This is a genomic window from Streptomyces africanus, from assembly GCF_002150735.1.
GTDB lineage: Bacteria > Actinomycetota > Actinomycetes > Streptomycetales > Streptomycetaceae > Streptomyces > Streptomyces africanus.
The window spans coordinates 1-13230 of the sequence record NZ_MUKA01000114.1 but is presented as its reverse complement, the minus strand read 5'-3'; the positions used below and the strand labels follow the sequence as shown (position 1 = coordinate 13230).

The following is a 13230-nucleotide window of genomic DNA, read 5'->3' as shown; positions in this document are numbered from 1 at the left end:
AGCAGGACCAGCACACCGGTCAGCAGCACGTTCCAGGTGAAGATCGGCATGCGGAACATGGTCATGCCCGGGGCGCGCATGCAGATGATCGTGGTGATGAAGTTGACCGAGCCGAGGATGGTGCCGAAGCCGGAGAAGGCCAGACCCATGATCCACATGTCGGCGCCGATGCCCGGGGAGCGGATCGCGTCCGAGAGCGGGCTGTAGGCGAACCAGCCGAAGTCGGCCGCGCCCTGCGGCGTCAGGAAGCCGCCCACGGCGATGAGCGAGCCGAACAGGTACAGCCAGTAGGCGAACATGTTCAGCCGGGGGAAGGCCACGTCCGGCGCGCCGATCTGCAGCGGCATGATCCAGTTCGCGAAGCCGGCGAACAGCGGCGTCGCGAACATCAGCAGCATGATCGTGCCGTGCATCGTGAACGCCTGGTTGAACTGCTCGTTCGACATGATCTGCAGACCGGGCCGGGCGAGCTCGGCGCGCATGAGCAGCGCCATCACGCCGCCGATGACGAAGAACGCGAACGACGTCGCCAGGTACAGCGTGCCGATCGTCTTGTGGTCCGTCGTCGTCAGCCACTTGACCACGACGCTGCCGCGGTTCTGGCGCCTGACCGGCAGCTCGTCCTCGTAGTGGGACCCTGCTGCCGCGGCACCCTGGGGTTCGTTGAGGATGCTCACAGGTTGTTCGTCTCCCGGTTCTTCTCGTGGCTCGTCTGCGCGATGCCGGCGGGAACGTAACCGGTCTGCTGCTTGTCCACGAGGTCCTTGAGGTGCTGCTCGTAGCGCTCGGGGGAGACGACCTTCACGTTGAACAGCATCCGAGAGTGGTCGACGCCGCAGAGCTCGGCGCACTTGCCCAGGAAGGTGCCCTCCTTGTTGGGGGTCACCTCGAAGGCGTTGGTGTGGCCCGGGATGACGTCCTGCTTCATCAGGAACGGCACCACCCAGAAGGAGTGGATGACGTCACGCGAGGTGAGGACGAAGCGGACGGTCTTGCCCTTGGGCAGCCAGAGCGTGGGACCCGGGTTGTTGGTCTGCGGGTTCCGCGTGCCGGGGGTGCCGCAGTCGTAGACGCCGCCGGCACCTGCCGGGAAGTCCTTCTTGAACCGGTCCGGGATCGCGTTCAGGTCCGGGGACTTCTTGGCGTCCCCGGTGGAACCGGCGACCGGCTCGATGTAGTTGAAGCACCAGCTCCACTGGAAGCCGACCACGTTGACCGTGACGTCGGGCTTCTTCTTGAGGCTGAGCAGCTCGGACTCGTCGCGGGCGGTGAAGTAGAACAGCACCGAGACGATGATGAGCGGGACCACGGTGTACAGCGCCTCGATGGGCATGTTGTACCGGGTCTGCGGAGGAACCTCGACCTTGGTGCGGCTGCGCCGGTGGAAGAAAGCACTCCACAGGATCAGACCCCACACCAGCACGCCAACGGCGAGCGCAGCCGCCCAGGACCCCTGCCACAGGGAGAGGATCCGCGGAGCCTCTTCCGTGGTCGGGGTGGGCATACCAAGGCGGGGGAAGTCTTCCCAGTTGTACGAGCAACCGGTGGCTGTCGCCAAGACCAGGCCCGCGGTCAGTGCCTGCAGCAGCTTCCGCCGCATCGGGCGCCGCGGCGAGCGGTCGGAGCCGTTGGGACTCACGTAGCGCCTTCCCGAGAGTCTCGCCCGCGCGGATCGGCTGCGGCCTGGCCTTCTCGCTGGTCGGTCGCCGCCCTGCGTCGGGCAGGGGTTTGGATGTTTATGCGGACCAAACCCTAGCCGACGCCCTCCGGGGGTTCTCGAGGAGGGGTGCCTACTGAGTCGGGGTGTTCGCTTGATTGGCGGGTGCGGCATTCGTCGTGGCCGTTCGCGCAGTTCCCCGCGCCCCTGGAGGACGTCTCCCTGGTGGGCGTTCTAGCGTTGCAGTGTGGCCTACTTCGATGCTGCTTCCGCTGCTCCGCTTCATCCCGTCGCCCGGCAGGCGCTACTGGCCTCGCTCGACGAGGGGTGGGCGGATCCGGCACGTCTGTACAGGGAGGGACGCCGGGCCCGGATGCTGCTGGACGCGGCCCGGGAGGCTGCCGCCGAGGCCGTGGGGTGCCGGCCGGACGAACTGGTCTTCACCTCGTCCGGAACGCGTGCCGTGCACACGGGGATTGCGGGGGCGCTGTCCGGGCGGGGGCGGGTCGGGCGTCACCTGATCGTGTCGGCGGTCGAACACTCTTCGGTCCTGCATGCGGCGGAGCTCCACGAGTCCGCCGGGGGGACCGTCACGCAGATCGCGGTGGACCGCACCGGGCTGGTGGAGCCTTCGGCGTACGCGGCCGCCCTGCGCGCGGACACGGCGCTGGCCTGTCTGCAGTCCGCGAACCACGAGGTGGGGACGGAGCAGCCCGTCGCGGCCGTGGCCGAGGCGTGCCGGGCGGCGGGCGTGCCGCTGCTGGTGGACGCGGCACAGTCACTCGGGTGGGGGCCGGTGGCGGGCGACTGGTCGCTGCTCACGGCCAGCGCCCACAAGTGGGGCGGGCCGTCGGGGGTCGGACTGCTCGTCGTCCGCAAGGGCGTGCGATTCGCGCCGCAAGGGCCGGTGGACGAGCGGGAATCGGGGCGAGCACCCGGTTTTGAGAACATCCCGGCGATCGTGGCGGCGGCCGCGTCGCTGCGGGCCGTACGGGCCGAGGCCGCCCAGGAGGCCCCGCGGCTGCGGGAGCTGACGGAGCGGATCCGGGTGCGGGTGCCACAGGCGGTGCCGGACGTCGAGGTGGTCGGCGACCCGGTGCGCAGGCTGCCCGGCGTCGTCACCTTCTCCTGTCTCTATGTCGACGGGGAGGCCCTGCTGCACGAGCTGGATCGGGAGGGTTTCTCCGTCTCGTCCGGATCGTCCTGCACGAGCAGCACGCTGACGCCGAGCCATGTGCTCCGGGCGATGGGCGTACTCAGTGAGGGGAATGTACGGGTTTCGCTGCCGGCGGGGACGGCGGAGGAGGAGGTCGAGCGGTTCCTGACCGTCCTCCCCGGGGCCGTGGCGGCGGTGCGGGAGAAGCTGGGGGCGCCGGTTGCCACGCAGGCCGCCCGCGAGGAGGACGTCCTGGTCGTCGACTCCCTCGGCAAGCGCTGCCCGATCCCCGTGATCGAGCTGGCGAAGGTCATCGACGACGTACCGGTGGGCGGCCTGGTCCGGGTGCTGTCGGATGACGAGGCGGCTCGCTTGGACATCCCGGCGTGGTGCGAGATGCGCGGCCAGGAGTACGTGGGCGAGGAACCGGCGGACCGAGGGACGGGGTACTTGGTCCGCCGGGTGAGCTGACCAACTCAGGGGCGCGGGGAACTGCGCGACCAGCCCCCACGCACCCGCACACGAAATGCCCGGCTCTCAGCCCAGGTGCGCCTGCACCTCCGCCGCGGCCTCATCCCCGTACGCCTTGGTGAACCGCTCCATGAAATGCCCGCGCCGCAGCTGGTACTCCTGCGTCCCCACCGTCTCGATGACGAGAGTCGCCAGCATGCAGCCGACCTGCGCGGCACGCTCCAGGGACACGCCCCAGGCGAGCCCCGAGAGGAACCCGGCGCGGAAGGCGTCGCCGACGCCGGTCGGGTCGGCCTTGCGCTCCTCGTCCGGGGTGCCGACCTCGATCGGGTCGTCGCCGGCCCGCTCGATGCGCACGCCCTTCGCGCCGAGGGTGGTCACCCGGTGGCCCACCCTGGAGAGGATCTCCGCGTCGGTCCAGCCGGTCTTGGACTCGATGAGGCCCTTCTCGTACTCGTTGGAGAAGAGGTACGTCGCCCCGTCCAGCAGGATGCGGATCTCCTCGCCGTCCATCCGGGCGATCTGCTGGGAGAAGTCGGCGGCGAACGGGATGTTCCGGGAGCGGCACTCCTCGGTGTGGCGGAGCATGGCCTCCGGGTCGTCCGCGCCGATGGAGACCAGGTCGAGACCGCCGACACGGTCGGCGACGGTCTTCAGCTCGATGAGGCGGGCCTCGCTCATGGCGCCGGTGTAGAAGGAGCCGATCTGGTTGTGGTCGGCGTCGGTGGTGCACACGAAGCGGGCGGTGTGCAGCGTGTCGGAGATGCGGACGGAGTCGGTGTCGACACCGTGCCGGTCGAGCCAGGCCCGGTACTCGTCGAAGTCCGCGCCCGCGGCGCCGACCAGGATCGGGCGGGTGCCGAGCTGTCCCATGCCGAACGCGATGTTCGCGGCGACGCCGCCGCGGCGGACGTCGAGCTTGTCGACCAGGAACGACAGCGAGACCGTGTGCAGCTGGTCCGCTACGAGCTGGTCGGCGAAGCGGCCGGGGAAGGTCATGAGGTGGTCGGTGGCGATGGAGCCGGTGACTGCGATGCGCACGGCGTGGACTCTCCTGAGGGAGGCGGACCTTGACGCTTCACGCTATCGGGTGGGCGGGGCCGCTCTGAAGGCATCGAAACTACCCGATAGTAGATCTTTCTCCGTGAGGTCCGGCGTGCCTACGGTGCGGATATGACGAACCTCAAGGTCCAGGTACCCGTTCCGGTCGATCTCGAAGGCGACCTGGCGTCGCTGCCCGGCGACGGCGCCCGGATGGCTCCCCACTGGGCGGTTCCCGACCGGGTCGCCTCCCGGCCGGTCTCCCCGGCCCTGATCCACGGTGTGACCGTACCCCCGGCGTCGGCGCGGCTGCTCGACTCGATGTCGGACTACGGGGACTGAGCGGCGCACTGAAGGGAACCGTGCGCTCCCCCGCTGCGTCCCATCGCTGTCCCCCGTAAAGGGGAGGCGGGATACGACCCGACAGCGGCCCGTGTCGGACCCGGGCCGGGTCCCATGGGACAGCTGTGCAGCCGAAGGAGCGATGCGGTGAACACCGAGCGACCCGACAACGACGACGACGCCAGGGAAGCGGGCGGCGCCGGATCCGCCGACACCCCGGAGGTCGAGGAGCGGGGTTCGGCAGACACCGCTGAGGCAACCGAGGCCACCGAGGCTTCCGGGACGTCGGGTGATGACGCGCGGGCCGCTGAGGCGCAGACGACGGACGACACGCCGGACGAGGCCGAAGAGACCAGCGCACCGGAAACCGCGGCCGAGAAGAGTGACGCGCCCGAGGGCCGGGACACCGGCACCGACGAAGCCGGCACGCACAGTGCCGACGCCGAGGAAACCGGCCCGGCCCCGGAAGCCCACGAGGAAACACCCCCCGCCCCCGACAGCGACCTGCCCCGCGACGAAGAGCACCTGGTCCGTCCGGGCAGTGGGCGGTCGCGGACGCCCGCGATCATCGCCTCCGTGGCCGCCGCCGTGCTGCTGATCGGCGGTGGCGGAGCCTGGCTCGCGGCCAACGCCTCCGGCGGCTCCGGCGGCGGTGCGACGCCCGGCGCGCCCAGTGGGGACGGCACTCCCCCGCCGCTCGCGCTCGACGGGTACGCGGAATCGACGCCGGGCGGCAACGGCATCGCGCCCGGTGAGCCGAACCCCTACGGCACCACCTACCGGGTCGACGGCCCGCTGCCCGACGGTCCCGGCGAGGCCCCGGTGTACCGGGCGCGGGGCCAGGTCACCAAGGACGACGTGGCCCGGCTGGCGAAGGCCCTCGGGGTCGAGGGGACGCCGGTGGCGCAGGGCGAGGCCTGGAAGGTCGGGGCCGGTCGGGACGGTTCGGGGCCGAGCCTCCAGGTGAACAAGCAGGCGCCGGGCGCCTGGACCTTCAGCCGGTACGCCCCGGGCACCGACGACTGCAAGGGCACCGACGCCTGCACCGCTCCTCGGTCCGGCGGCAGCCCGGTGAGCGAGGCGGAAGCCGAGAAGGCCGCGGCGCCGGTGCTGAAGGCGTTGGGTCAGGATGACGCGAAGCGCGACGCGAGCCAGGTCATGGGCGCCCAGCGGGTGGTGAACGCCGCTCCCGAGGTCGGCGGACTGCCGACGCACGGCTGGACGACCGGGGTGACGGTCGGCTCGGACGGTGAGGTCGTCGGCGGCAGCGGTCAGCTGAAGACGCCGGTGAAGGGGGACACCTACCCCGTGGTCGGCGCCGCGAAGGCGCTGGAGCTGATGGAGAAGCGGCCGGCGGGGGACCACCGCATGGGCATCGGCGGCTGTGCGAGCCCCGTGCCGCTGAAGGACCGGCTGGAGCAGCCCTGCGGGTCGTCGGCGAGCGGCGCTCCCGAGCAGGACGTGGCGACGGTGGAGAGCGCGGTGTTCGGGCTGGCCTCCCACTTCGTGGACGGGCGGCAGGCGCTGGTGCCGTCCTGGCTGTTCGAGGTGACGGCGCCGGGCGCGAAGGACCCGTTCACGGTGACGTACCCGGCGGTCGACCCGAAGTACCTGACCTCCTCGACGCCGAGCGGGCCGAGTGACAAGCCGACGGCGGCTCCCGAGCCTCGTGACGTCAAGGTGGAGGGCTACCGGGCCGAGGGCTCGGAGCTGACCGTGACCTTCGAGGGCGGAGTGTGCTCCGACTACGACGTGAAGGCGAGCGAGAACGGGGACGAGGTGAAGGTCACGGTGACCTCGACCCCGTGGCGGGGCAAGATCTGCATCATGATCGCGAAGCAGTTCCAGAAGACCGTGCAGCTGGACGAGCCGCTCGGCGACCGTGCGGTCGTGGGCTCGGACGGCAAGGGAGTCCCGCTGGCCAAGGAGGGCGCGCGGCTGCCGGCTCCCCCGACGCGGGCGCGGTAGGACGGCACGTAGTACGGCACAGCGCGAAGGCGGCGGTCCCCCTCGGAGGGGGGCCGCCGCCTTCGTCATGTCCGCGACCGCGGGAAGCGGCTCGGCGGGCTCAGCTGCTCGGCGGGCTCAGCTGAAGGAGTCGCCGCAGGCGCAGGAGCCCGTCGCGTTCGGGTTGTCGATCGTGAAACCCTGCTTCTCGATCGTGTCCACGAAGTCGATCGTGGCACCGCCCAGGTAGGGGGCGCTCATACGGTCGGTGACGACCTTCACACCGCCGAAGTCCTTCTCCACGTCACCGTCGAGGGAACGCTCGTCGAAGAAGAGCTGGTAGCGCAGGCCGGAGCAGCCGCCGGGCTGGACGGCGACGCGCAGCGCGAGGTCGTCGCGGCCTTCCTGGTCGAGCAGCGCCTTGACCTTGGACGCGGCGGCGTCGGTCAGGATGATGCCGTCGGTGACGGTGCTGGTCTCGTCCGATACGGACATCTACATCTCTCCCGGGTTGTACGGAGACTGCTTGCCGACGGTTGCAACCGGCGGGGCCGCGGATTCATTCCGGGCCGGGCGCTCGATCTCGGCTCCTCTTCATGCTCGCACACGCGCCCGGAACCGGAAAACGGCTCTTTCCCGGCCTTCCCGGGAATGAACGGCGACTCACCGGGATTCACGTCACACAGACGCTATGGCCATCGTCAAAGTGACGTGAAGCGGTTATGATAAATAGCGTCAATTCGACGAAAAGTCGCGGAACAGAAAGGGTGCGTGTCGTGACCACCGCCCAAACCCAGGAGCTCGACGTACAGCCGACGCCCCTCGCCCTGCTGCTCCTCGGCCGTGAGGCCGACCCCAGGAGCGAGCGCGGCGTGGAGTGTCCCGGCGACCTGCCCTCGCCGTCCGACCCGGACCTGGTGGAGCGCGCCCGCAAGGCGAAGGAGAAGCTCGGGGACAAGGTCTTCGTGCTCGGCCACCACTACCAGCGCGACGAGGTCATCCAGTTCGCCGACGTCACGGGGGACTCCTTCAAGCTGGCCCGGGACGCGGCGGCGCGTCCGGAGGCCGAGTACATCGTGTTCTGCGGTGTGCACTTCATGGCGGAGTCCGCGGACATCCTGACGTCCGACGACCAGAAGGTCGTCCTGCCCGACCTCGCCGCCGGCTGCTCGATGGCCGACATGGCGACGGCCGAGCAGGTCGCCGAGTGCTGGGACGTGCTGACCGAGGCCGGCATAGCCGAGCAGGTCGTGCCCGTCTCGTACATGAACTCGTCCGCCGACATCAAGGCGTTCACGGGCAAGCACGGCGGCACCATCTGCACCTCCTCGAACGCCAAGCGGGCCCTGGACTGGGCCTTCGAGCAGGGTGAGAAGGTGCTCTTCCTGCCCGACCAGCACCTGGGCCGGAACACGGCCGTGCGGGACATGGGCATGTCCCTGGAGGACTGCGTCGTCTACAACCCGCACAAGCCGAACGGCGGCCTGACCGCCGACGAGCTGCGCGCCGCGAAGATGATCCTGTGGCGCGGCCACTGCTCGGTGCACGGCCGCTTCAGCCTGGACTCGGTGAACGACGTGCGCGAGCGCATCCCGGGCGTGAACGTCCTGGTCCACCCCGAGTGCAAGCACGAGGTCGTGGCCGCGGCGGACTACGTCGGCTCGACGGAGTACATCATCAAGGCCCTGGAGGCCGCCCCGGCCGGCTCCAAGTGGGCCATCGGCACGGAACTGAACCTGGTCCGCCGCCTGGCGAACCGTTTCGCGCCGGAGGGCAAGGAGATCGTCTTCCTCGACAAGACGGTCTGCTTCTGCTCGACCATGAACCGCATCGACCTCCCCCACCTGGTCTGGACCCTGGAGTCGCTGGCCGAGGGCAACCTGGTCAACCGCATCGAGGTCGACAAGGAGACCGAGGCGTTCGCGAAGCTGGCGCTGGAGCGGATGCTGGCGCTGCCGTAACGGCCGTTCCGCACGGCGAAGGCCCCACCCGGTGTCCGGGTGGGGCCTTGTGTGTCGGTGCCTTGCGTGCCGTACGAGGGTCAGACCTGCGCCGGCTCCGGCTCCTCGGCCGACTCCGTGCGCTGGCCCGGAAGCCCCTTCTTCGCCGCCCGCTTCTTCGCCCGGCGCTCCTTGCGGAGTTCGAGCATCGCGTACAGCGTGGGCACCAGCAGCAGGGTCAGCAGGGTCGACGTCACCAGGCCGCCGATCACGACCACGGCCAGCGGCTGGGCGATGAAGCCGCCCTCGCCGGTGATGCCGAGGGCCATCGGGAGCAGGGCGAAGATCGTCGCCAGGGCCGTCATGAGGATCGGGCGCAGACGGTGCCGGCCGCCCTCGATCACGGCTTCGACGACGCCGTAGCCCTGCTTGCGGTACTGGTTGATCAGGTCGATCAGCACGATCGCGTTCGTCACCACGATGCCGATCAGCATCAGCATGCCGATCATCGCGGGGACACCCATCGGCGTGCCGGTGGCCACCAGCAGGCCGATCGCGCCGGTGGCCGCGAACGGGATGGAGACGAGCAGGATCAGCGGCTGGACCAGGGACCGGAAGGTGCCCACCAGCAGCATGAAGACGATCGCGATGGCCGCCAGCATCGCCAGGCCCAGGTTGGCGAACGCCTCGTCCTGGTCCTCGGAGACACCGCCGATCGACGCGGTGGCGCCGTCGGGGAGCTTCAGCGCGTTGATCTTCGACTGGAGCTTGGTGCTCACCGCGCCCGTGTTGTCGCCGGTCGGCTTCGCGGTGATGGTGGCGGCGCGCTGGCCGTCGATACGGGTCATCGACACCGGGCCGTCGACCAGCTTCACCGTCGCGATGTCGCCGAGCTTCACCGGGCCCAGGCGCAGGTCGCGGAGCTGCTTCAGCGTCGTCGCGGGCTTGGCCGAGCGGATGACGACGTCGCGCTCGGTGTCGTCCAGGACGGCCTTGGCGGCCGGGGTACCGCGAACGGCCTGGGCGACGGCGGCGCCGAGGGTCTGGTCGTTGAAACCGGCCGCGGCCGCCTTGTCGTTGGCCTTCACCGAGATGCGGGGCACGCTGGTCGCCAGGTCGCTGGAGACGTCCGTGACGTCGTCGAGCGAGGCGACCGTCTTGCGGACCTCCTCGGACGCCGTGCGCAGGACGTCGGCGTCGGCGGCCTTCACGACCACGCTGAGGTCCTGGGCGCCGAAGCCGTCACCGGCGGAGATGGTGGTCGTACCGATGCCCTTCAGCCCGGCCAGACCCTTCTCGATGCTGTCCTGGACGTCCTCGTACGACGCCGAATCGTCCAGCATCACCTGGTACGAGGCCTGGTTGGTGTCCGTACCGCCGCCGAAGGCCGCCATGAAGCCGGACGAGCCGACCGTGACCTGGTAGTCCTTCACGCCCTTGGTGCCGTCGAGGAGCCGCTCGACCTTCTTGGCCTGGGCGTTCGTCGCCTCCAGGCTGGTGCCGGGCTTCAGCTCCTGCTTGACGGTGAGGACCTCGACCTCGCCCTGGTCGAAGAAGTTCGTCTTCAGCAGCGGCGCCATGCCGAACGTGCCGACCAGGACGACGATCGCGAGGGCCACGCTGGTGAGCCGGCGGCGGGTCGCGAAGCGCAGGACCGGGACGTAGATGCGCTGCAGGCGGCTCCTGGCCTCCTTCTCCTCGGCGAGCCGGCGGGCCTCGTCCGCGTCCTCGGGCGTGCCCTTCGGGGGCCGCAGGAACCAGTACGACAGGACCGGCACGACCGTCAGGGAGACGAGCAGGGAGGCCAGCAGCGCGGCCGTGACGGTCAGGCTGAAGGAGCCGAACAGCTCGCCCACCATGCCGCCGACCAGGCCGATCGGCAGGAACACCGCGACGGTGGTGAGCGTCGAGGACGTCACCGCGCCCGCGACCTCGCGCACGGCGCTGAGGATGGCGGAGTGGCGCTCCTCGCCGTAGCCGAGGTGCCGCTTGATGTTCTCCAGGACCACGATCGAGTCGTCGACGACCCGGCCGATGGCGATGGTCAGCGCGCCCAGCGTGAGGACGTTCAGCGACAGGTCGCGGGTCCACAGCACGATCAGGGCGAGGACCACGGACAGCGGGATGGACACCGCGGTCACCAGGGTCGAGCGGATCGAGGCCAGGAAGACCAGGATCACCAGGACCGCGAAGAGCAGTCCGAGCGCGCCCTCGGTGGTGAGGCCCTTGATGGACTTCGACACGGCAGGGCCCTGGTCGCTGACGACCGTGAGGGTCGCCCCGGAGCCGAGGTCCTTGCGCAGGTCGGGGAGCTTGTCCTGGACGGCGTCGGAGATCGCGACCGCGCTGCCGTCGCGATCCATGGTGACGGTGACGGCGAGGCTGGGCTTGCCGTCCGTGCGGGTGATGGAGTCGGCCGGGGCCTCCTGCTGCTTCACCGTGGCGACGTCGCCGAGGCGCACCGGCTCGCCCTTGCCGGGCTCGCCCGTGACCATCAGGTCCTGGATCTGCCGCAGCGAGGTGAAGCCGCCGCCGACCTGGACCGTGCGGTTGGCGCCGCCCTCGTCGAAGGAGCCGGCCGGGACGGTCGCGCCGCCCGCCTGGAGCGCCTGGGCGACGGACTGCGAGGTGAGGCCCGCCTTCGCGAGCTTCGCCTCGTCGGGCGTGACGGAGACCTGAACGTCCCGTACACCGTCGACGGTGACCTGGCCGACGCCGTCGATGCTCTTCAGGTCCGGCACGACGGTCTTGTCGAGCTGGTCGGCCAGGGCCTGCTGGTCCCGGCCCGAGGTGACGGCGAGGACGACGGTCGGGATGTCGTCCGTGGAACCGGCGACGACCTGCGGGTCCACGTCGTCCGGGAGCTGGACGCGGGCCCGGTTGACGGCCTGCTGGACGTCGGCGACGAGCTGCTCGGTGCCGTTGCCGTAGTCGAAGGACGCCATGATCACGGCGTTGCCCTCGGTGGCGGTGGAGGTCACGCCGCTGATGCCGTCGACGGCTTCGAGGCTGTCCTCGATGGGCTCGACGACCTGCTTCTCGACCACGTCCGGGGACGCGCCCTGGTAGGGCGCCAGCACGGACACCATGGGCAGTTCGATGGTGGGCAGCAGCTGCTGCTTGAGCTGGGGTATCGCGATCGCCCCGAAGACGAGCGCGATGATCGACATCAGCCCTATCAGGGCCCGTTGCGCGAGGCTGAATCTCGACAGCCAGGACATGGGTCAGGGTCTCTCTTCTGTTTAGCGGCAGAAGCGGCAGGGGGCGCGCAGATGAGCGCCCGCCCTTACACCCTGAGCCATCGGCGGGGCCCGATCCGTAGGCCCCAGGTCCCGTTCCTTATGCGGCGCATACTCCGGCCGCAGTACGCCCGGGTAGAGCTCACTCCACCCTTGGACGGACCAGGCCGGATTCGTACGCGATGACGACGAGCTGGGCCCGGTCCCGGGCGCCGAGCTTGGCCATGGCCCGGTTGACGTGGGTCTTCACCGTCAGCGGGCTGACCTCCAGCCGCTCGGCGATCTCGTCGTTGGAGTGGCCGCCCGCGACCTGGACCAGCACCTCGCGCTCCCGGACGGTGAGCGAGTCGAGCCGCTCGCCCCGGGCCGGGTCGCGGTCGTCGTCGGCCGGGTCCTCCTGGGCGAGGAAGCGGGAGATCAGACCGGTGGTGGCCGCCGGGGACAACAGGGCCTGGCCGCCGGCCGCGATCCGGATGGCGTTCAGCAGTTCCTCGGGCTCGGAGCCCTTGCCGAGGAAGCCGGAGGCACCGGCGCGCAGTGACTGCACGACGTAGTCGTCGACCTCGAACGTCGTCAGGATGACCACCCGGACGCCGGCGAGGTCGGGGTCGGCACTGATCATGCGGGTCGCCGCCAAACCGTCGGTGCCCGGCATCCGGATGTCCATGAGGACGACGTCGGCGCGCTGCTCCTTCGTCATCCGCACCGCCTCCAGGCCGTCGGACGCCTCACCCACCACCTCCATGTCGGGCTCGGAGTCGACGAGTACGCGAAAGGCGCTGCGGAGCAGCGCCTGGTCGTCGGCGAGCAGGACACGGATCGTCATGCGGGGTCCTCCCCGGGTGTGCGGTTCTTGACCGGCAGGATCGCATGGACGCGGAAACCGCCGCCGTAGCGGGGACCGGTGGTGAGGGTGCCGCGCAGGGCGGTGACGCGTTCGCGCATGCCGAGCAGCCCGTGCCCGCCGCCGTTGTCGTCCCGGGTCTCGTTCTCGCCGGTGCCGTCGTCGAGGACGGTGATCTCGATGTTCGGTCCGACCCGTACGACGCTGACCTCGGCCTTGGCCTGTGTCCCGGCGTGCTTCTGCACGTTGGTGAGGGCCTCCTGGATGATCCGGTAGGCGGCCAGGTCGACGGCCGCGGGGAGGGTGGTGCCCTGGTCGGCGCGGGCGACCTCGATGTGCAGGCCGGCGTTGCGGAAGGTGCCGGTGAGTTCGTCGAGGCGGTCCAGGCCGGGGGCGGGTTCGGTGGGGGCCTCGGGGTCGCCGGACTGTCTGAGCAGGCCGACGGTGGCGCGGAGCTCGTTGAGCGCGGAGCGGCTGGCCTCGCGGACGTGGGCGAGGGCCTCCTTGGCCTGGTCGGGGCGCTTGTCCATGACGTGCGCGGCGACTCCGGCCTGGACGTTGACCAGGGCGATGTGGTGGGCGACGACGTCGTG

At 70.3% G+C, this 13230-nt stretch carries 11 protein-coding genes; 4 read left to right on the top strand and 7 right to left on the bottom strand.

The window, feature by feature from the left end:
- A partial coding sequence (locus CCL05_RS17125; protein WP_208641553.1) for a cytochrome c oxidase subunit I occupies window positions 1-677 on the bottom strand: 677 nt, incomplete at its 3' end.
- A complete protein-coding gene (gene ctaC, locus CCL05_RS17120) occupies window positions 674-1639 on the bottom strand; it encodes an aa3-type cytochrome oxidase subunit II (protein WP_086561379.1) in 966 nt (321 codons plus the stop codon). The genes ctaC and CCL05_RS17125, both read right to left, overlap by 4 nt.
- 265 nt (window positions 1640-1904) lie before the next feature.
- Here ctaC and CCL05_RS17115 point away from each other — a divergent pair, with 265 nt between their 5' ends.
- Window positions 1905-3284: a cysteine desulfurase/sulfurtransferase TusA family protein gene (locus CCL05_RS17115; RefSeq protein ID WP_086561378.1), complete on the top strand. Its 1380-nt coding sequence runs from the start codon at window positions 1905-1907 to the stop codon at window positions 3282-3284.
- A 66-nt stretch (window positions 3285-3350) separates the two neighbouring features.
- Here the strand turns inward: CCL05_RS17115 and CCL05_RS17110 are convergent, their stop codons facing one another.
- Complete coding sequence (locus CCL05_RS17110; RefSeq protein ID WP_086561377.1) at window positions 3351-4325, bottom strand: carbohydrate kinase family protein; 975 nt, start codon at window positions 4323-4325, stop codon at window positions 3351-3353.
- A gap of 132 nt (window positions 4326-4457) precedes the next feature.
- Here CCL05_RS17110 and CCL05_RS17105 point away from each other — a divergent pair, with 132 nt between their 5' ends.
- The gene (locus tag CCL05_RS17105) at window positions 4458-4667 is read left to right on the top strand and encodes a hypothetical protein (RefSeq protein WP_086561376.1); all 210 of its coding nucleotides are present in this window, start codon (window positions 4458-4460) and stop codon (window positions 4665-4667) included.
- 147 nt (window positions 4668-4814) lie between these two features.
- Window positions 4815-6635, top strand: a complete 1821-nt coding sequence (locus CCL05_RS17100; RefSeq protein ID WP_086561375.1) for a hypothetical protein — start codon at window positions 4815-4817, stop codon at window positions 6633-6635.
- A gap of 117 nt (window positions 6636-6752) precedes the next feature.
- Here the strand turns inward: CCL05_RS17100 and CCL05_RS17095 are convergent, their stop codons facing one another.
- Window positions 6753-7109 carry a HesB/IscA family protein gene (locus CCL05_RS17095; protein WP_010037217.1) on the bottom strand — a complete coding sequence of 119 codons (357 nt, stop codon included), beginning with the start codon at window positions 7107-7109 and terminating at the stop codon, window positions 6753-6755.
- A gap of 281 nt (window positions 7110-7390) precedes the next feature.
- Here CCL05_RS17095 and nadA point away from each other — a divergent pair, with 281 nt between their 5' ends.
- Window positions 7391-8575, top strand: coding sequence for a quinolinate synthase NadA (gene nadA / locus CCL05_RS17090; RefSeq protein ID WP_086561380.1), 1185 nt, complete (start codon window positions 7391-7393; stop codon window positions 8573-8575).
- Window positions 8576-8655: 80 nt separating this feature from the next.
- On the opposite strand, the gene CCL05_RS17085 is transcribed toward nadA, so the two are convergent.
- The 3 genes from CCL05_RS17085 to CCL05_RS17075 form a co-directional block, all read right to left on the bottom strand.
- A complete protein-coding gene (locus tag CCL05_RS17085; protein ID WP_086561374.1) occupies window positions 8656-11775 on the bottom strand; it encodes an efflux RND transporter permease subunit in 3120 nt (1039 codons plus the stop codon).
- A 160-nt stretch (window positions 11776-11935) separates the two neighbouring features.
- Window positions 11936-12619, bottom strand: a complete 684-nt coding sequence (locus CCL05_RS17080; RefSeq protein WP_086561373.1) for a response regulator — start codon at window positions 12617-12619, stop codon at window positions 11936-11938.
- On the bottom strand, window positions 12616-13230 hold a 615-nt coding region (locus tag CCL05_RS17075), incomplete at its 5' end, for a sensor histidine kinase (protein WP_244204306.1). The genes CCL05_RS17080 and CCL05_RS17075, both read right to left, overlap by 4 nt.